The 17893-nt window shown below is 41.6% G+C and carries 16 protein-coding genes and 1 pseudogene; 8 read left to right on the top strand and 9 right to left on the bottom strand.

What is annotated here, in order from left to right:
- Positions 1–145: 145 nt before the first annotated feature.
- From L1271_RS18365 to L1271_RS18340, 6 genes are read right to left on the bottom strand one after another with little or no spacing between them, the layout of a single operon-like run.
- Positions 146–775 carry a hypothetical protein gene (locus L1271_RS18365; protein WP_235368481.1) on the bottom strand — a complete coding sequence of 210 codons (630 nt, stop codon included), beginning with the start codon at positions 773–775 and terminating at the stop codon, positions 146–148.
- Positions 768–2387 carry an ATP-binding cassette domain-containing protein gene (locus tag L1271_RS18360; protein ID WP_235368480.1) on the bottom strand — a complete coding sequence of 540 codons (1620 nt, stop codon included), beginning with the start codon at positions 2385–2387 and terminating at the stop codon, positions 768–770. Before L1271_RS18360 ends, L1271_RS18365 begins: the two co-directional genes overlap by 8 nt.
- Positions 2377–4038: an ABC transporter transmembrane domain-containing protein gene (locus L1271_RS18355; RefSeq protein ID WP_235368479.1), complete on the bottom strand. Its 1662-nt coding sequence runs from the start codon at positions 4036–4038 to the stop codon at positions 2377–2379. Before L1271_RS18355 ends, L1271_RS18360 begins: the two co-directional genes overlap by 11 nt.
- Positions 4031–4147: a cytochrome bd-I oxidase subunit CydX gene (gene cydX, locus L1271_RS18350; protein WP_010603848.1), complete on the bottom strand. Its 117-nt coding sequence runs from the start codon at positions 4145–4147 to the stop codon at positions 4031–4033. Before cydX ends, L1271_RS18355 begins: the two co-directional genes overlap by 8 nt.
- 10 nt (positions 4148–4157) lie before the next feature.
- Entirely contained in the window at positions 4158–5291 is a 1134-nt protein-coding gene (gene cydB, locus L1271_RS18345; protein ID WP_235368478.1) for a cytochrome d ubiquinol oxidase subunit II, read from the bottom strand.
- Positions 5288–6862, bottom strand: coding sequence for a cytochrome ubiquinol oxidase subunit I (locus L1271_RS18340; protein ID WP_235368477.1), 1575 nt, complete (start codon positions 6860–6862; stop codon positions 5288–5290). Before L1271_RS18340 ends, cydB begins: the two co-directional genes overlap by 4 nt.
- Before the next feature lie 257 nt (positions 6863–7119).
- Here L1271_RS18340 and L1271_RS18335 point away from each other — a divergent pair, with 257 nt between their 5' ends.
- From L1271_RS18335 to L1271_RS18325, 3 genes are all read left to right on the top strand, one after another.
- Entirely contained in the window at positions 7120–8463 is a 1344-nt protein-coding gene (locus L1271_RS18335; protein ID WP_235368476.1) for a sigma-54 interaction domain-containing protein, read from the top strand.
- Between the two features lie 737 nt (positions 8464–9200).
- Positions 9201–10013, top strand: a complete 813-nt coding sequence (locus L1271_RS18330) for a response regulator transcription factor (RefSeq protein WP_235368475.1) — start codon at positions 9201–9203, stop codon at positions 10011–10013.
- 129 nt (positions 10014–10142) lie between these two features.
- Positions 10143–10511: a VOC family protein gene (locus L1271_RS18325; protein WP_235368474.1), complete on the top strand. Its 369-nt coding sequence runs from the start codon at positions 10143–10145 to the stop codon at positions 10509–10511.
- 73 nt (positions 10512–10584) lie between these two features.
- Here L1271_RS18325 and L1271_RS24765 read toward each other — a convergent pair whose 3' ends face one another.
- A complete protein-coding gene (locus L1271_RS24765; RefSeq protein WP_266070577.1) occupies positions 10585–10710 on the bottom strand; it encodes a hypothetical protein in 126 nt (41 codons plus the stop codon).
- Positions 10711–11089: 379 nt separating this feature from the next.
- Between L1271_RS24765 and L1271_RS18320 the strand changes: the two genes are divergently transcribed.
- From L1271_RS18320 to L1271_RS18310, 3 genes are all read left to right on the top strand, one after another.
- Positions 11090–11419, top strand: coding sequence for a helix-turn-helix domain-containing protein (locus L1271_RS18320; protein WP_235368473.1), 330 nt, complete (start codon positions 11090–11092; stop codon positions 11417–11419).
- A gap of 284 nt (positions 11420–11703) precedes the next feature.
- Complete coding sequence (locus L1271_RS18315) at positions 11704–12069, top strand: hypothetical protein (protein ID WP_235368472.1); 366 nt, start codon at positions 11704–11706, stop codon at positions 12067–12069.
- A gap of 108 nt (positions 12070–12177) precedes the next feature.
- The gene (locus L1271_RS18310; RefSeq protein ID WP_211865257.1) at positions 12178–12489 is read left to right on the top strand and encodes a cupin; all 312 of its coding nucleotides are present in this window, start codon (positions 12178–12180) and stop codon (positions 12487–12489) included.
- 211 nt (positions 12490–12700) lie between these two features.
- On the opposite strand, the gene L1271_RS18305 is transcribed toward L1271_RS18310, so the two are convergent.
- Positions 12701–13594, bottom strand: coding sequence for an alpha/beta hydrolase family protein (locus tag L1271_RS18305; protein WP_235368471.1), 894 nt, complete (start codon positions 13592–13594; stop codon positions 12701–12703).
- 2373 nt (positions 13595–15967) lie between these two features.
- On the opposite strand from L1271_RS18305, the gene L1271_RS18300 reads away from it, so the two are divergent.
- Positions 15968–16915: a hypothetical protein gene (locus L1271_RS18300; RefSeq protein WP_235368470.1), complete on the top strand. Its 948-nt coding sequence runs from the start codon at positions 15968–15970 to the stop codon at positions 16913–16915.
- 29 nt (positions 16916–16944) lie between these two features.
- Here L1271_RS18300 and L1271_RS24985 read toward each other — a convergent pair.
- Positions 16945–17118: pseudogene (locus L1271_RS24985) on the bottom strand (IS110 family transposase); the annotation flags it as partial.
- Positions 17119–17313: 195 nt separating this feature from the next.
- Here L1271_RS24985 and L1271_RS18295 point away from each other — a divergent pair.
- On the top strand, positions 17314–17724 hold the full coding sequence (locus L1271_RS18295; RefSeq protein WP_172439917.1) for a GIY-YIG nuclease family protein: 411 nt from the start codon (positions 17314–17316) through the stop codon (positions 17722–17724).
- Positions 17725–17893: the final 169 nt, after the last annotated feature.

Raw genomic sequence — 17893 nt, 5'->3', positions numbered from 1 at the left:
TCAAAGTGACTGTTTATCAATACATACAAATAGTAAATGAGAGATAAATAAAAGAAGCAACAAGGCTGTTAAAACAACCTTGTTGGATGAGTATTACTTGACAGCAGCTGAGCGTCCATATATGTCACTTATTTTCTTTACCTAGCTAGTTTTTTAAAGTGTCGGTTAAGTTATTACGGCTTAGCCGTGCTTCGAGTTGCCAAAAAGTAAGTTTTGAAGTCGATAAAGGCCGACTTACTGTGAAGGAAGGGCTGTAAATTTCACTAAATTTATCCCACTTGATGTTGCTTTGTTTAAGCACATTGCCCATGCAAGTGGATGAAAGCTGTAGTGCATTTGATGGCAGACAAAACACCATGTTGTCACAAACAAGTAGCGATACTTTCAGGCTATTTGCTTTGATATATTGAATCGTGAGCATCAAATGGCCTAAGTGCAGTATTTCATTATGCTCAAGCGTGTCACTATTACTTAAATCTAACGCGGCATTGTTTGGTGTATTTATTAAACACGCTTTTGCTAGCATCAATTGCCCTGTAAATCGCAGCACTAACTTGTTAACCCAACTTAGTTGTAAACTTACATCACGGGCGATTAGCCACCACTGTATTTCGCACGGGCAGTTTTCAAGTCGCTCAACCATATAGTCGTGTTTTTTCTGATCAGAAATACCCAATGCAATCACCGCACAATAAGGCGTTAACGTATCTCTAATCAGATAAGCAATTAGCTGGTTATCATAAACTATCTCAATTACACCTAATGACTCAGCCATAGCACTTTTCCTCCGAGCCATTTTCCTTCGAAAGCAAGGGGATATTCTCAATATCAATACGCTGATTAAGCGTTAGTGTATCCGGCACAATATGGCTAGCAATCACCACGATACCGGTTTTGCTCAACTGATTGATAAGCTTAACCATAAGTGAAATATTGTAATTATCGAGCGCTTCAAACGGTTCATCTAGTAGCACCACATCGGGCTTAAATAATAACGCTCGTGCGAGGTTAAGCCGCTGTCTTTCGCCACCAGAGAGCTGTCTGCCACCCGAGCCTAGCCATTGCGTTAATACGCCTAGGTAAGACAGATTAACGTCATTGAGTACCTGCTTTTGTATGTCTTGCTCTATTTCATGACCTAAAGAAAGGTTTTCAGCTAAGGTGCCATCTAATACGGGTGATGATTGCCCGCAGTACACAATGCGCTCGTGTAGTTTGCCTAATTGTTGGACGATGTTGCCTTGGTTAAACGAGATGCTGCCTTGAAATGGCTGTAGTCCCGCAATTGCTTTTAATAGGGAAGACTTACCAGTCCCAGAGCTGCCCTCAAATAAATAGCAACCGGCATTATTTATTTCGATTGAAATGGGAAATCGTTGCACGCTGCAAGCGGTTACATTATCGAGGCTCAGCGTATGAATTGCTTGGCTATGTCGGGTAATTTTTGGTGACGATGATTGTGCTTGCTTCTGTGCCTGTTTATCGACAGTCTTTGCGACAGCTTTTTTAGCATTATCTTGCTTGGCTTGAATAAAATCTACCAGCCCTGTTTGCGATTGCAGTAGCTTGCCCAGCCAATCGTTAATGCTTAGCAATAACATGGGCACTAAAATAAACAATGCATTTTGCGATGCCGCGCCAGCATACTGCTTAAAAAGCAGATATAAAGCTAAAATGGCGAAAAGCTGTAAACAGAGTTGGCCGTAAAACATCGCCTTTTGCTGTGTTTGTTGCGCTTTTAACAGCTTAGAGGTTGATGCAAATTGGTTGTCTAACAGCTCAGTTTGAAGATGCCAAAGCGGTGAGCTGTGTAACTTATCGTCAAATACAGTGACAAAGCTCTCTTTTTGTTTGGCAATTTTGACCGCTTGTTTTAAGCCAAACACAATGAGCAGCGCATAAACTATAATAAAAGCAATCGTTACACACAGCACATAAATAAGATGACTTGGAATAAGCAAGTAAACACTGACATTTAACAACAGTAAGGTAATAAACATCGCAGCATTTTGGTTTACCCAAGCAATCCAAAGCGCAGCTTGTTGCTCTGTGGTGGTGCTCATTGCCTCAACCTGCGCGCTGTTTTTAACCTGTTCAAGCAAGCTTAAGTTATTCAAACTTGTTGCAAATAGCGTCATTCGTTTGGCTTGTAACGATTTAAAAAAGCCACTGTGACCAACTAATAGTGCCGCATAGCCAGATGCAATTCGAATAAGCGCTAAGGCCCGAATAATAACGGCGGGTAACATGTAATTTAAGCTACTGCCCATCACACTTGCCGCGGCAATAAACCAACTTGAAACCAGCAATAACCCCATTGCCGCTAGGCTATAAGCCACACTCAGTAGCAGCGCCAAGAAGTTGGTTTTTAATGTATTAGTTTGCATGACAAAGCACCTCGCCAAACTCGTTGATGTGCCAAATATGACTAAACCAGCGCTGTGACTGCGGCTTATGACATGCCCAAATAACGGTTTTATCTTTTAGAACCGTTTCAATTAAACGACAGAGTCGCAAATGTTGCGCGTCACTTAAAAACGCAGTGGGTTCGTCGAGTAAATAAAGGTCGGCATCGCACGATAATAGCCTTGCTAAACTCAAGCGCTGTTTTTCACCGCCAGAAAGTGGCGGACACTCGTCCATAGGCGTATTAAGTCCCTGTTTTAAATTTTTATACCAAGCCATTAGCTCAACTTTTTCTAACATTGTAAAAAGCGCTTTATCAGAGATTGGTCTGTTGAGCGTTAAGTTGTCGCGCACAGTGCCGCGTAAAATACAGGGAGATTGTGTCAGCAGCGCCACTTTTTGTGTGGTTTGGTGGCTTGCTTGGCGCTGTTTGCTAAGCGCTTCAAATAACAGTGTTTTCCCAGCACCTGAGGGAGCACTTAACCAAATATGCTGGCCACGTTCAACAAATAAATGCTTTGCAAAAACCGCCGTATTAACGACCTGAAAGTCATGCCAATCAATGCTAGGAGAAAGTGATATATCAGAACTTTTTTGACTGTTACAAAGCACACTAGCCAGCTCTGATGCCGCAACTTGGGCTGCGGCTTTTTGATGGTATAAATTGCCTAACTGTTTAAGTTCGCTAAACACCATAGGCACAGCAATGAGTAAAAATAACCCATCTGCAAACACCAGTTTGGGCCCTAAGTTTATCTCTTCTAATAGGTTAAACCCGACATAAACGGCAATTAGCGCCATCGACAGCGTCGAAAAAAAATCTAAAACAGTTTGGTTTAAAAAAGCCACTTGAAGCACTTTCAAAGTACTGGAATTAAGCGTGTTTGAGCTTTGCTCAAGGCGCTGTGTTTGAGAGCCTCTGGCAGAAAATACATTGATCAATTCAATATTGCTCAAGCGATTGGCAAACATACTGCCTAAACGCTCAAATGCCACAAAATAGGTGTTATGTAAGTGCTTTGTCCCTTTGCCTATGATGATCATAAACAGCGGCACCACAGGCAAACAGACTAATAAAATAATAAATACAAACCAGTTCACATAAGCAATCACGCCAAGCAATAACAAAGGCGTAACCACCGCAAGCCATTTTTGCAATTGAAATTCACTGATAAATTTCAACATCGCATGAAGGTGCTCGGTGCTTAGTTGCTGCCAGTAAAAATGACTATGTTGACGAACTAACGCGTGCTGCCCTTGTTTAAAAGCGCCATGTAATTGCGCTTCTAAATCGGCTAAGCTGGTTGCTTGTAATGCCATTAGGCGGTTATGAGCAAAAAGGTTCAGCACTAAACTTGAAACTAACGCCCCAGCTAATAAATTAAGCGCCCACTCATAGCCTGTTTTGGCGCTAAAGAAATGACTCATTACCAGAGTATTTGCATCACTTGCGAGCAATCTGGCCACTAAAAAGCTAAATGCTGCGAAAGCCGCCAGCTGGCATACAAAGGCACTGCTTTTGAGTACTAAAATACCCATCAGCGCATTTTTTACCTTTTGCTGCTGGCTATGTAACAACTCGGTAGCGGCGACCTCCATGTCGCCAGTTGCTGCGTGATTGTGTTTAATCATCGCTTGTGTCGTCTCTGTCCATGTCTTCGGTGGCTTCTAGCCACATCGCATTAATAATGCCGAAAGAACATGCTAATAAAACACCTAGAATCCAAGTGAAATACCACATAAGCCACTCCTTAATAAATTGTGTGTGGTTTATCTAAATCTTGCGCTTTAATGCGTCCACGCATCACATAAAAACTGTATGCGGTGTAACTCAATACAATTGGCACAAAAATACAGGCAACGATAAACATGGTTTTGAGCGTTAAATAACTCGATGTGGCATCCCACACTGTCAAACTCGCGTTTGGCATGCTGCTACTTGGCATAAGGAACGGGAACATGGCAGCGCCTGCTGTTAAAATAATGCCCGCCATCATCAATGACGACATTAAAAACGCCCAGCCACCGCGTTGTTGCTTGCTAAACCACGCAGAGCCAAGCCCCGCAAAAATGCCAAGTACAGGGGCAATTAGCATCCACGAGTAGGTGCTGTAATTGTTTAGCCACGCACCCGATACCGCTTCAACCGTTTTGGTCAGTGGGTTTGATGTTGCTAAAGGATCAACACTTGAGGTGATCACATAACCGTCAATATTGGCAACTACCACACCCGCTAACATAAAGAGCAACACAGTCACTAATGACAAATAGAACGACACAATACGTGCGCGGGCAAGTAAATTCCCCTCGGTTTTAAGTTGCAACCAGTTAGCGCCATGGGTCAGCAACATAGCGACCGATACTAGCCCAGCTAAAATGGCAAACGGATTAAGCAAGCCAAAAAAGCTGCCGGTATAAGTCGGACGCAAGGTATTATCAAACTCAAATGGTACGCCTAATAGTAAATTACCGAACGCCACACCAAAGATAAGCGCTGGTACTAAGCCACCACAAAATAACGCCCAGTCCCATGCTGTGCGCCAGGTTTTATTCGGCAATTTACTGCGATAATCAAAGCCTATTGGGCGCATCCATAAGGCAATTAGTGTCAGCGCTAAAGCGATATAAAACCCCGAAAATGCCGCTGCATAAATAAGTGGCCACGCCGCAAAAATTGCGCCGCCAGCAGTAATAAACCACACTTGGTTACCGTCCCAATGTGGGCCGATTGTATTGATCATCACGCGGCGGTCTTCGTCGCTTTTACCTACTAACGTAAGCAGTGCACCTACGCCTAAGTCAAACCCGTCGGTAATGGCAAAGCCAATCAGCAATACGCCTACTAAGCCCCACCAAACTAAGCGTAAAAATTCATAATCAATCATGATTGTACTCCTTCAGCCGATAGTTGCGCATTGCCATCGAAAGGCGTGCTTTGTTGCTCTGGTACAGGCCCTTTTTTGGCGTATTTCTTCATCAAGTAGAAGCCAATAACAAACATCACCGCATAAAAACTGGTGTAAGCAATTAAGGTAAACCACACTTCACCCACGCTTAAGTTTGATACCGAAGCATGCACAGGCAGCACTTCGGCAATTGACCACGGCTGGCGACCAAACTCTGCGACAAACCAACCCGCTTCAGAGGCAATCCAAGGCAGAGGTAAAGAGAACAGCGCCAGTTTTAACAACCATTTAGGTTTGGTGATTTGATGTTTAGTACTGTAGTAAAATGCAGCGGCAAAAACGAATAGCATAATAAAGCCCGAGAACACCATTATTCTAAAACTCCAGAAAAGTGGTGCAACAGGTGGAATGCTGTAATTTACCGCTTTTTCGATGGCTTCTTCACTTGGGCTGACAAAGTCATTGGTAAATGGCTCTAATAACATGGCATAGCCCAAGTCTTTTTTATGTGCTTCAAACAGCGCCATTTGCGCTTCAGTTGCGTTACCACTGCGCACGGTATCGAGTAAATTTTTAGCAACCAATCCAGATAAAATACGCTCACGATGCAGCACTTTGTGCTCTTTAATGCCCATCACCTCTTCATCAAGCGAGCGCGTCGCGATAATGCCCATCAGCCAAGGGATGCGCACCGCATATTCGGCTTTTTCTTTTTCATTGTTGGGGATAGCAAAAAGCGTAAATGGTGCAGGTGCTGGGTGGGTATCGTATTCGGCTTCAACTGCCGCGAGTTTTACTTTTTGTACATCGCCAAGCTCATAGCCACTTTCATCACCGAGCACGATCACCGATAAAATTGACGCTAAACCAAAACTTGCAGCAATCGCAAATGAGCGACGCGCAAAGGCAATATGCTTATGTTTTAAAAGGTAATAGCTTGAAATAGCTAACACAAACATTGCGCCTGTTACATAACCTGCTGATACGGTATGTACAAATTTAACTTGCGCAACGGGGTTAAACATCACCTCAGCAAAACTGGTCATTTCCATACGCATCGACTCGAAGTTGAACTCTGCACCTACTGGGTGCTGCATCCAGCCATTGGCAATTAAGATCCAAAGCGCCGAAAAATTAGAGCCTAACGCCACAAGCCAAGTTGCCATAAGGTGCCTGACCTTTGACATTTTATCCCAGCCAAAAAAGAACAAGCCAACGAACGTGGATTCTAAGAAAAACGCCATTAACCCTTCAATTGCCAATGGCGCACCAAAAATATCACCCACGTAATGCGAGTAATATGCCCAGTTCATACCAAACTGGAACTCCATCGTTAAACCCGTTGCCACACCTAGGGCGAAGTTAATACCAAATAACTTTCCCCAAAACTTAGTCATGGTCTTATAGATTTCTTTGCCCGTCATCACATAAACCGATTCCATAATGGCCAGCATAAAACTCAGGCCCAAGGTCAGCGGTACAAATATGAAGTGGAACATGGCGGTGAGTGCAAATTGCCAACGAGACAATTCGACCAATGCTTCATTCATTTCGAACTCCTTTAGATTAGGTTACTTCCTGATATGGCAGAAAACATACCAATCTTGGGTATAGTCAAAAAATAAATAATGCATTGTTTTTAATAGTTAATTTTACATTTCAAAAATTCATTCGATAAAGATAAACTTACCAAGCGACATTTTTGTCAGACAAATTGAATGTGAAGACATTTTTGTCACGGTTATTTTTTTACAGTACACTCATTTTTAGTAAAACGGTAACGAACTAACTTGGGCAAGTGTGCGATATGGCAAATTCGGTGATCCAAGGTTTAATCAATATTATTGATAAACCAGCAATTTTTATTGACCTAAACTATGTCATTGTGGCAGTGAATAACGCCTATCGTGATACCTATCAAACACCGATTGAGCTGGGTAAAAGTACCTGCTTTGCCATATCGCATAAGGCCAGTAAACCCTGCGATCAGATGGGTGAAGCTTGCCCCATGCTAGAGTGCAAAAAAACCAATAAGCCAACCAGTGTCGTGCATATTCACGATACCCATTTAGGTAAGCAATATTGCGATATTGTGATGAAGCCTATTTTTGACGAAAACGATATATTAATGGGCTTTGTTGAGATCCTCGATAAAATCGACTTTGCCTCAGTAAAAGCGCAAAAGAATAAAATGCTTGGTCAGTCTGACGCCTTTAAAGCACTGATCAATAAAGTAAACCGCGCTGCCAAAACCGAAATTTCGGTATTATTACAAGGCGAAACCGGCACAGGTAAAGAGTTAGTTGCTCGCGCGTTGCACGATGCAAGTAGGCGTAAAGATAAACCGTTTATTGTAATTGAATGCTCCGGCTTACCCGAACAGTTATTTGAGTCTGAGTTATTTGGTCACGAAAAAGGCGCGTTTACTGGCGCCACAAGCCAAAAGAAAGGCTTGGTCGAAATTGTTGAAGGTGGCACTTTGTTTTTTGATGAAATTGGTGATGTACCACTCAATATGCAAGTAAAACTGCTGCGATTAATTGAAACACAAAGCTTTCGTGCGGTTGGCAGCCTAAGACAAAAACGCACAGACTTTCGATTAGTCTGTGCAAGCCATAAAAACCTGTTAGAAATGGTTGAAAAAGGCGAGTTTAGAAAAGATTTATACTATCGGATCGCCACTTTCCCGATAAATTTACCGTCCCTGAAAGCCCGTCAAGCTGACATCGCGTTATTAGCTAAGTTCTTTTTAAAACACTCTGAATTTAAAGACAAACAATTCAGTGAAGCGGCACTTAAAAAGCTCGCGCAATATGCCTACCCCGGTAATATTCGAGAGCTAAAAAGTATTGTATTACAAGCAGCTATTTTGGCCGATGACGATGTCATTTACGACACCGACATCCCTTTCGAAAACATAGCTAATTTGCAGCATACAGCAAAGCCTAACGCAGATTTAGCACAACTGAATTATGACAAGGTATTTGATGTAATATCGTTAGAGCAGGCCGAGCAAAGCTACTTAAAAAAAGCGATCGAACATTTCCAAGGTAGCACCGAAGAGCTGGCCCTTAAACTTGGTGTCAGTAGCCGCACCTTGTATCGCAAACTCACTAAATATGGTTTGTCGCTTACTAGCAAAAACAGTTAATACATTCTCAGTGATAGCTAAAAATCTACAGAGCTTTGAGACCTGGGGTCAAGTTTTGCACCGTGCATGATATAGATGCCCGCCGTCAGCTTTTGGCACAGAGCCATCCTTCGGCTCTAAAACGAGCTGTTGAACAACCGAGATTTGAGCGACGACACTTAAACCAACGATCGCCTTGCGTTTATGCGAACCACTACACCTCACTCAAATACTGGATCATCCGTCCTGAGTGTTTCTCTTCTTTAAAGTCACAACTGGTTAGACGATATTGAACTAAGTTATCTGTTAAGCAGCGGGTGCCGTGGATATCGCCGGGTAGAAACTCTCAACAACCGCCGGCTTTGAACGTGTTTGTTCCTCGGGATACGAAGTGGGTTTCGCCGCTTGCTAATTGTGATGGGTGTCACTTATTTTTTAGCTGTCACTTATTTTTTAGCTAGATATAGCAGCGGCGCAGCAATCATTTATCAAGGCTCAACACCAGTATTGGTTGGATTAGCAGCGTGGAAAGAAATTGAGGGTGATTTGGAAATTATACTTTAGGCAAATACGGTTCAACCGCAGTATTAACACGTGTATCTTATTACCAAGATTGGATAAATAAGCATATCAATAAAGGCCAGTAGCAGGTAAAGCGCGTCTAAAAAGCAGACCATAAAACGGTTGCAAAATTTACCAGAGTCTTAGTTTTTATTTGCTGTAAGCTTCAACCGTCCATAGCTAGAAGCGGAGGTTTTATGGATTACAAAACATTTTTCCCTTGTGAAAATTTATCTTCATTTATCAATTGCTTTTGGACACTGGAGATTACTGCAGATAAAGATGCCGCAAAGCAACGCATTGTCCCCGACGGCTGCATTGAACTGGCCTTTATATTGGGCGACGATATTAAGCGCTATACATCAGAACATGACTACATACTGCAACCGCGCGCAATGGTGCTTGGACAAACCGTGTCACCTTTTTATATTCAACCAACCGGATACGTTCACACCTTTGCAGCCAGCTTTTTTCCTTATGCCTTTTCCCACTTTATTTCGAAACCTATAAAAAACTTAATAAATAAGGAAACATCGATTTACGAATTATTTAAGCACGATGAGGCCGCGAAGCTTGAAAGCGATATCATCCAAGCGCGAAACACAAGCCAAAGGATTGAGATTTTAGAGGCCTTTCTCCTTCACAAGCTTAGCGACCCGCGGACAATTGAGCACATTGTAAAAACAACGGTAGACATTATCTTTGCACAAAATGGCGATATATCGGTTAATGCAATCACCAAATCAAATCCCAATAAAAGGCGCCAACTAGAGCGGAAGTTTTTAGACCTTGTCGGTATTAGTCCAAAACATTTAAGTAAACTTGTACGCTTGCAAAGCGCTTTAACACTCCTCATAAATCGTGAAGACAACCTCACCAACATCGCTTACAAAAGCAATTATTATGATCAGTCTCACTTTATTAAGGACTTTAAAGCGCTCACGGGGGTAAACCCGCGAGCGTTTCTCGATGACGAAAGCATGACGCTTTCACGGCTTTTCTATAAATAGTCCTGTCGCTTTTTTACAATTAATTGTTGTCTCCCCACGCTATCTTAAAGTCGAACTCGTTGAACCTTAAACGAGTCCAGCCTAGTCACCAAAAGCTAGCCGACCCACATAGAAAATAAGGACGATAACATGCACAGCTTTGCATCAATTTTTGAAATTCCAGCAACCGACTTAACCCGCGCCGTAAAGTTCTACAGCCGCATTTTTGCTGTCTCCATGGAAACCACAGATATGCCTGAAGTGACAATGGCACTCTTCCCGTACGAAGGGCAATCTACCGTAGGTGTGATTGTTCAAGGTGAAGGTTACACTCCTTCCAGCACTGGCGTTACTCTGTATTTAAACGCAGGTGAAGACCTACAACGAGTGCTATCAAAAGTAGAAGAAAACGGTGGGAAAATACTGACCCCCAAAACCCCACATGCAGACGAAAGCGGCTTCTTCGCGTTATTTTTAGATACAGAAGGCAATCGGTTAGGCCTGCACTCACCAAAGTGAATTCGCGCTTTCATGGTAATTGGAATGAGTTAATACTTGCGATATAACTCAGCCCATAAGCAGAGTTTAATTTTTAACCGAGGTAAGTTTGCCATATTCGCTTATCCCATAATACTTTGCTTGGATAGTGCTGTTTTTGCGCCGCTTTGGGCTTTACTACTTTTTCCAATCTTTCTGTTGCTTGACTTTGATTAATCATTATTGTGACCTCTTCGAAGTGCACATAAAGGGCAATGAAGATTTGCATGTTTTCGCTCAAGATTAAAGTAATTGCATTGCCCGCTTAGCATGATGTACAGCAACTTAAAGTATGATTCTTTTGGTTTTACTTTCTGAGTTTGTTCCTTCATCGCTCACCATCTTAAAAATTAAAAAAGTGTAAACAAATAGTCCTATGAATACTTGTACTCATCTGCGCTTATCATTTTCTCTTGCTCTAGAAGTAAGAGAATATATGAGCTTGCGTCTAATATATTTGACGATTTACAGTGGTTACCGATAAAAATAAAACATTGACAGTAAGAAACATAAATTTCACAATTATACATATTCACCCATTCATAAATTTGGCAAGGACGATGACAGAGCAGGAAAAAGGCAAGACGAAAATGATCGAAGATCTTAGCTTAATTGGCTCTAAGTTCAGTGGTGAAAATATTCTCTACATGCGTTTATCGCTCGGCCTTAGTCTTCGAGGTTTTGCTAAATTCTTAAATATGGGTGTCTCTCATCAAACGGTTAGCGGATGGGAGAGTGGAAGTAGTAAACCCTCTTTTGAAGTATATGAAGAGTGTGTTGAAAGATACTTAAGAAAGAGAAACCAAGTTACCTTTTTTTCTCTAAATGGTTATTTTTTTAACCCTATCACTTTACATTTTGTAAAGTCAGTCGTTAGCTTTAAAAGGTAATAAGCTGATTAGTAATAATTTTTAAATTATTTATTGATGGTGAGATATTAGCTATGGAGCATTTCTTCATCCTTTTTGACAACACCCGATTTTCAATCACAGAAGTTACTTTTTTCATTCTGTTAATAGCTGTAGTCATAGCAAACTATAAAGATGGGCATCGAATATATTTGGCAACGGTGCTCTTTTCTATGAAGGTAATAGACTTATCAATTAGACCTCTATTGCCATGGAATTTAATCGTATCTCAGAGTGCCTACTTCATCTTAAATTTAGTCACCGTCATGCTAATAATATACCGTATATCTATCATCAACTGGTTACAGAGCACAACTTCGATCCGATTACCCTTGTTTAATAATGATAATATGGCAAAAGAACAAGGTGCTATTACACACATTTACTTTGCAGTAGCAGCGTTATGCTTTGCAATGATTTTGGAGCATGTAGTCCGGCATCCAGACTTAGTACATTTACCTAGTGACTGGGCAATTCAAACTCAATTGATTTACGACAGTTATCCGATCATAGTAAACGTATATACCTACATTTTACTAATTGTTCTATTTATTATGACCATTGATGGTTGGGCCATTAGGAAAATGCGAGCGATGGAAGAGAAAAGTAACGCCAAAAAACGCTTAGATTAAGTGTCTTACTCACGATATAAAAAACAGTAGAATAATGCCTCTCGCATAGGGCTAAGCGCAGCACGGGAGTCATTATGGGTTTAGGCCATTTAGCTAGCTGGAAACATCATGGAAATAATTAGAAGCAAAACATTCACAGCACAACGCGCTTGGGGCGCAAAAGACATCGCCAATATGAATGGTATTACAACCCGCCTGCATTGGACTGATCAGCCTTATAAGTGGCATGTTAATGATGGTGAAGAAGTCTTTGTCGTGTTAGATGGCGCGGTTGAAATGTTTTATAAAGAGAATGGCGTTGAACAATCAGCCCTGTTGCAAACTGGTGATATTTTTTATGCTTCAATTGGCACCGAGCATGTTGCTCATCCTCGTGGCGAGGCGAGAATTTTGGTCATAGAATCCGAAGGCAGCGTATAGGGTTTGGGTCGGTGTTAAACACCGATATCCGTTAAACTGGACAAGTCTATACTTGAACTGTCAGAAGCGGAGATTCATTTAGGGTGCTCATAAAGTCGACCTAGCAGCAAGAGAGCTCAGTGACGCTCGGCATAGCCGCTTCGTCACATTTGAGCCATTAGTTAACTACGCTCTTCTATTTGATCAACATCAGCAAAACAACAATTACGAATTAGTGGGAAAAATTATTTTGCTTTATCCATTGTATCGCAATATCTAGAGGCTCTGCTTTATTAGTATTGTGGCCCAGCGATGGAAATAATACATATTCAAAAGGCTTGCCTTTAGCTTTCATCCTATTCAGTTGCTCGATACACATTTTGACTGGGACTTGTATGTCCTGCTCTCCGAAGAGCCAGAGCCCAGGTATCGATAAAGAATTCAAAGAAATTTTCGGGTCAGTTGCTTTAAAATCATATCTGTCAGGATCATGTAAAGTATGTTCACGCGATTCTTCATCAGTATGAGTTTCCCAAAAGTCTTCTCTACCATTTGTATAAAACTGAAATCTAAGTTGTTCCAGAGTTGTGATTGTAGGGCTACTGAAGAGAACCATAAACTCTACTGATTGATTATTGAGTGCGGCAATTGGAATAATCCAGCCAGCCTGACTCGCGCCAACAAGTCCAATCGATAACTCTTTGTCATAGCCATGAACGACATCTACCGCAGCACTTGCATCTTTCGCAAGCAAAGTTAAATTATCAATACTTATATTATTGGTTCCCACCTGAGGTCCTACGTAAACGCCACCAGATTCACCAACCCCACGCTTGTCGTACGTCAAAACTAGTAAGTCTCTCTTAGCCAGTGACTGTGCTAACTTAGTCATTCGTGGGACAGGATCAGAGCCGTGCACTAATACTACCGCAGCTCGTGCATCTTTAGGTATATACATGCTCCCTGATAATTGTACACCTTCGCTTTCAAAAACGACCTCTTCTACAATAGTAACGTCATTTGATTGGGGTTTTTCTTCGTTGAGAGTGTGACTTTGGTCTCTATTGTTTGTAGTACAACCTGACGCAAAAATTAGTAAAAACAAAAAATATCCGAGGTTTCTCATTTTTTAATCCATAATGAAATTAAAGAAACCTTGAGACAGCAAGGTTTGCGCCAACATAAAAACCAATAATTTCATAATGTTAACATTCTCACTTTCGACTAGATTACTCAATAGAACCACTAATTAGTCATATTGACCACCTATTGAAAACCCGTGTGAAATTGGTCGTTTTTTGAAAATGTAAGCCCATGCCTAAATGAACTACACGAAGGGATATTTTGAATGCCTGTTCATTGCTCAAATCTGACCCTTAGTTCATTTATGTTAACGGATTTTGTAGCATAAATGAGTTAGTTGAACACCTGCTATGCAGCATCGAAGACTCTCCCAAGAAGAGCGCCGACAGTCTCAAATTCGCTCTTAGCAGCCATAACTCCCTTCAAAATGGCATGATTAGATGTCAGCGACGACAATTAAACCCACTATCGCCTTGAATTTTTGCAAACCACTACACCTCACTCAAATACTGGATCATCCGTCCTGATCGCTTCTCTTCTTTAAAGTCACAACTGGTTAAACGATATTGAACGAAGTTATCTGTTAAGCAGCGGGTGTCGTGGATATCGCCGGGTATAAACACTCGGCAATCGCCGGCTTTGAGCGTGTCTGTTCCTCGGGATACAGAGTGGGTTTCGCCATTTGCTAATTGTGATGAGTGTCACTTATTTTCCTTATTGGAGACTTAGTGCAATTGGTATTATATATCGGCTTGAGGATTGAGTGTGATGCTGGGGCGACGTTTTCTTGGTTCGCTCGATCGCGTCGTTTTAAAAGAATGAACGAGAAGCACATGGATGCGCTTTGATACGTACCATGGAAGGTGATTTTTCCAAAAGACTCGAGACGATGAGTTAAGTCAGCCCGTCCTCCTGACTGGTTTCGACGCCCATCCATGGGCTACGACATACTTTTCTTTGATGCCCAAAGAACAAGTATGCAAAAGAAAGGGCACTCCCGACATCACACTGACTCCTCAAGTAAATTGCCAATATGAACGTCACCGCTGTGTAAGGGCCATCCTTGGCCCTGTCACAGCTTTTCACGCATCCATGCGTTGAAATGACTCATTGGCACTTTACTTTCGGGTGTGATGAGGGAGACACAAGGCGCTGATAAATTCTTGTGGTGCTTGTAAGCGACTTAGCTGCTTCAGGAGATAAAACCAGAACTAACAGACAGCGCGATTTCCCCTCCATCACACCCGAAAAGCATAAGTCGATATGCAATGTGCCGACAGGATGTCGGCCAAGTCTTGTCTGGCACACGGACGTGCCTTACAAGACGGTTGCACTATATCGGCTTGGGATTTGAGGATTGAGTGTGATGCTGGGGCGACGTTTTCTTGGTTCGTTCTTTTTCGTCGTTTAAAAAGAATGAACGAGGAGCGCATGGATGCGCTTTGATATTAAACATGGAGGTTTATGTTGCTAACGGCTGGTAGCTCGAAATGTATCGTGAAGTCAGCCCGTCCTCCTGACTGGTTTCGACGCCCATCCATGGGCTACGACATACTTTTCTTTGATGCCCAAAGAACAAGTATGCAAAAGAAAGGGCACTCCCGACATCACACTGACTCCTCAAGCAAATCGCCAATATGAACGTCACCGCTGTGTAAGGGACATCCCTGTCCCTGTCACAGCTTTTCACGCATCCATGCGTTGAAATGACTCATTGGCACTTTACTTTCGGGTGTGATGAGGGAGACACAAGGCGCTGATAAATTCTTGTGGTGCTTGTAAGCGACTTAGCTGCTTCAGGAGATAAAACCAGAACTAACAGACAGCGCGATTCCCCCTCCATCACACCCGAAAAGCATAAGCTGATATGCAATGTGCCGACAGGATGTCGGCTAAGTCTTGTCTGGCATCATGGACGTGCCTTACAAGACGGTTGCACTATATCGGCTTAGGATTTGAGGATTGAGTGTGATGCTGGGGCGACGTTTTCTTGGTTCGTTCTTTTTCGTCGTTTAAAAAGAATGAACGAGAAGCGCATGGATGCGCTTTGATATTAACCAAGGAAGGGATGCTTGATCAGGGCTGCTTTATAAAATCAAGCAGTTAACTTGCTTAATTGCTCAGACTAGCGGCCTCTGTATGCGTAAAAAATATAATTGCTTATCAAGCCAAATTTAGGTGTAATGGATACATAATAAGCGCTGAGCAATGCAGGGAAAGCTAACATAATAATAGCTGGGTAGACTAGCTAGGTTAGCTAGAGCCTCTAATAAGCCTATTTTTCTAAGTAAGCCATAGCATAAATAACACCAACTCTGATACATCGAGCAGGTAGCGGCTCAGTCCAACAAGCGATTGTGCAACACAAACTGCGTGTCGCATAAATACTAAAATGTTATGTTTCTAAGGAGTATCGATGACATTAGTTGTTGCCGGATATAATTTTGATCAAAACCCATGGCGAAGCATTGATAATATTAAAGAAAATACAGGGATAAGGCAGGAAGGATTATTTGCAATAGCTGACAGTATAATTACAAGCCTTAGTTCAAATGGACATTCTCCACTATTATCTGGATTCAAAAAAATTAAAGAAATACCTGTCAAGCTTTGGCAGCCTTACTTCATAGGGGAAAACTTCAAGTCATATAACAATGTTTTTTTGCAGTTTGAATGTTTTGTCGCTTTCGCTGGGAGCACCTTAACTGCACAGCATGTGATTGATTTAATATCTAATCATTTAGCAACATTAAGAATAGATTTTCAAAGTGGAAACTTTGAAACCGATGGTAAGTATGTTGTAAAAAAAATCTGTGACTCCAATAACTTAATAAAAAATGCTCGTAGTTCAGTGTATGGCGATGATATGTTTATTCCTGAAAAACACTATCGCGGTATATTGACTGCAGAATACATCGCTGAAGTTGTCGAGCACTCAATAAACAAGGCTTTAAGTTCAGCTCAAAAACATAAGCTAGATGAAAACTCACTGAAGGAAATGTACACAGAGTTCATTCTTGGTGTGAATTGTCCTTCATCTAAATCTGACCTTTTAATCAAATACACAATGAAGCAGCGGATAACCCTTGAGGGGATGATTGAAGTATATGTTGTGGGGGAGAAAATCCAAGAAGGTGATGTCGCAGTGATTGGGATGACTTCTCGATTTGGTGATTTAGCGCAAGATGCTGCTAAATCAGCAATTGAAAATGGATTGTCGCTAAAAAGCGAGATGACTTCTTTCGTTAAAAAAGCAATAAGTGAAGTAAATGCCGAAGGCTCCTTTCAAATTGCTATGCCTGTAGTGGTTAAAAGCTTAAAAAGTAGAAGAATTACAAAACAGGTAATCGCAGAAGAAACATAACACATATGAACCTTATCCGGTCAAGTAAGCATAACGATATCTTTGAGATAGGGCGAAATCAGTCTAAGTAATTCATGTTTATCAGCTTTTATTTTCTGATGAACAACTTTATTACCACGCTCATCAATAATGCAAACGTATAAAGTGCGTGCATGAAGGTTAATTCCACAATAATATTTATGAAAAGTAGTATAGAATTTCATTGAGCTTTCTCCTTTGGGTTTCGTCGCCTTGAAGTTTAGCTGTTCGCTAAACTTCGGGGGAGAAGGTTCAATAAGTATCAAACGCTTCAACCAAGGACGCAAAACAGCAGGCTAGCGCTCTTTCGTCGCTAATTTTAGCCTGCTATTTTGCGCCGGTTAAGCGAGGCATTAGATTCATGGAGCATGGAATCAAAAATGAACGTTGAGTCTGTAAAAGAAGCAATAGCTGAATTTGATACTAAATTTAAACGTCCAGGGATAGATTCCCTAGTTGAATGCTTTCAATCAACTACTGTGACTCAAAGCAACTGGTCCTCGCTTTGGGCTGATAAAGGATTACTACGTACTTATACTGATGAGCCTTGTGTGTATTTCTTTTTCAATAATAAAGAAGAACTACAGTATATTGGTAAAGCTGAGATCCTCGGTTACCGCATGAGTAAGCACTTCGCTAAAAACTCTAAGTGGTATGATGAGGTTAAAACAATCGGTATTCTGCCAGTCCCAAGGGATTCGTGGTTTGAAATTGTGGCTATCGAGGCGTATTTAATTGATTTATTGCGACCCCCAGCAAATAGTATAGGGAAAAATAGCAGAAGAACCTAACACATATGAACCTTCTCCGGTCAGGTAAGCATAACGATTCTTTTTAGCTGCTTTTAAGCAGCTAATTTATATTGGCAATTCTTAAACCTGTTCAACTTCGTTATGTCAATTAGCCGTTAAAATCGTTTACGGCAAACGCATACAGGGGCGTTACGCCGTAATCTCTTAT

The organism is Pseudoalteromonas sp. OF5H-5 (genome assembly GCF_021530695.1).
GTDB lineage: Bacteria > Pseudomonadota > Gammaproteobacteria > Enterobacterales > Alteromonadaceae > Pseudoalteromonas.
The sequence above is the reverse complement of the archived record's forward strand: the minus strand, read 5'-3'. Positions and strand labels throughout refer to the sequence as shown.

Excerpts from the sequence above, each read along its gene's own strand:
- L1271_RS18365 (WP_235368481.1), bottom strand. The coding sequence starts at position 775 with ATGGCTGAGTCATTAGGTGTAATTGAGATAGTTTATGATAACCAGCTA.
- L1271_RS18360 (WP_235368480.1), bottom strand. The coding sequence starts at position 2,387 with ATGCAAACTAATACATTAAAAACCAACTTCTTGGCGCTGCTACTGAGT.
- L1271_RS18355 (WP_235368479.1), bottom strand. The coding sequence starts at position 4,038 with ATGATTAAACACAATCACGCAGCAACTGGCGACATGGAGGTCGCCGCT.
- cydX (WP_010603848.1), bottom strand. The coding sequence starts at position 4,147 with ATGTGGTATTTCACTTGGATTCTAGGTGTTTTATTAGCATGTTCTTTC.
- cydB (WP_235368478.1), bottom strand. The coding sequence starts at position 5,291 with ATGATTGATTATGAATTTTTACGCTTAGTTTGGTGGGGCTTAGTAGGC.
- L1271_RS18340 (WP_235368477.1), bottom strand. The coding sequence starts at position 6,862 with ATGAATGAAGCATTGGTCGAATTGTCTCGTTGGCAATTTGCACTCACC.
- L1271_RS18335 (WP_235368476.1), top strand. The coding sequence starts at position 7,120 with ATGGCAAATTCGGTGATCCAAGGTTTAATCAATATTATTGATAAACCA.
- L1271_RS18330 (WP_235368475.1), top strand. The coding sequence starts at position 9,201 with ATGGATTACAAAACATTTTTCCCTTGTGAAAATTTATCTTCATTTATC.
- L1271_RS18325 (WP_235368474.1), top strand. The coding sequence starts at position 10,143 with ATGCACAGCTTTGCATCAATTTTTGAAATTCCAGCAACCGACTTAACC.
- L1271_RS24765 (WP_266070577.1), bottom strand. The coding sequence starts at position 10,710 with ATGATTAATCAAAGTCAAGCAACAGAAAGATTGGAAAAAGTAGTAAAG.
- L1271_RS18320 (WP_235368473.1), top strand. The coding sequence starts at position 11,090 with ATGACAGAGCAGGAAAAAGGCAAGACGAAAATGATCGAAGATCTTAGC.
- L1271_RS18315 (WP_235368472.1), top strand. The coding sequence starts at position 11,704 with ATGCTAATAATATACCGTATATCTATCATCAACTGGTTACAGAGCACA.
- L1271_RS18310 (WP_211865257.1), top strand. The coding sequence starts at position 12,178 with ATGGAAATAATTAGAAGCAAAACATTCACAGCACAACGCGCTTGGGGC.
- L1271_RS18305 (WP_235368471.1), bottom strand. The coding sequence starts at position 13,594 with ATGAGAAACCTCGGATATTTTTTGTTTTTACTAATTTTTGCGTCAGGT.
- L1271_RS18300 (WP_235368470.1), top strand. The coding sequence starts at position 15,968 with ATGACATTAGTTGTTGCCGGATATAATTTTGATCAAAACCCATGGCGA.
- L1271_RS18295 (WP_172439917.1), top strand. The coding sequence starts at position 17,314 with ATGAACGTTGAGTCTGTAAAAGAAGCAATAGCTGAATTTGATACTAAA.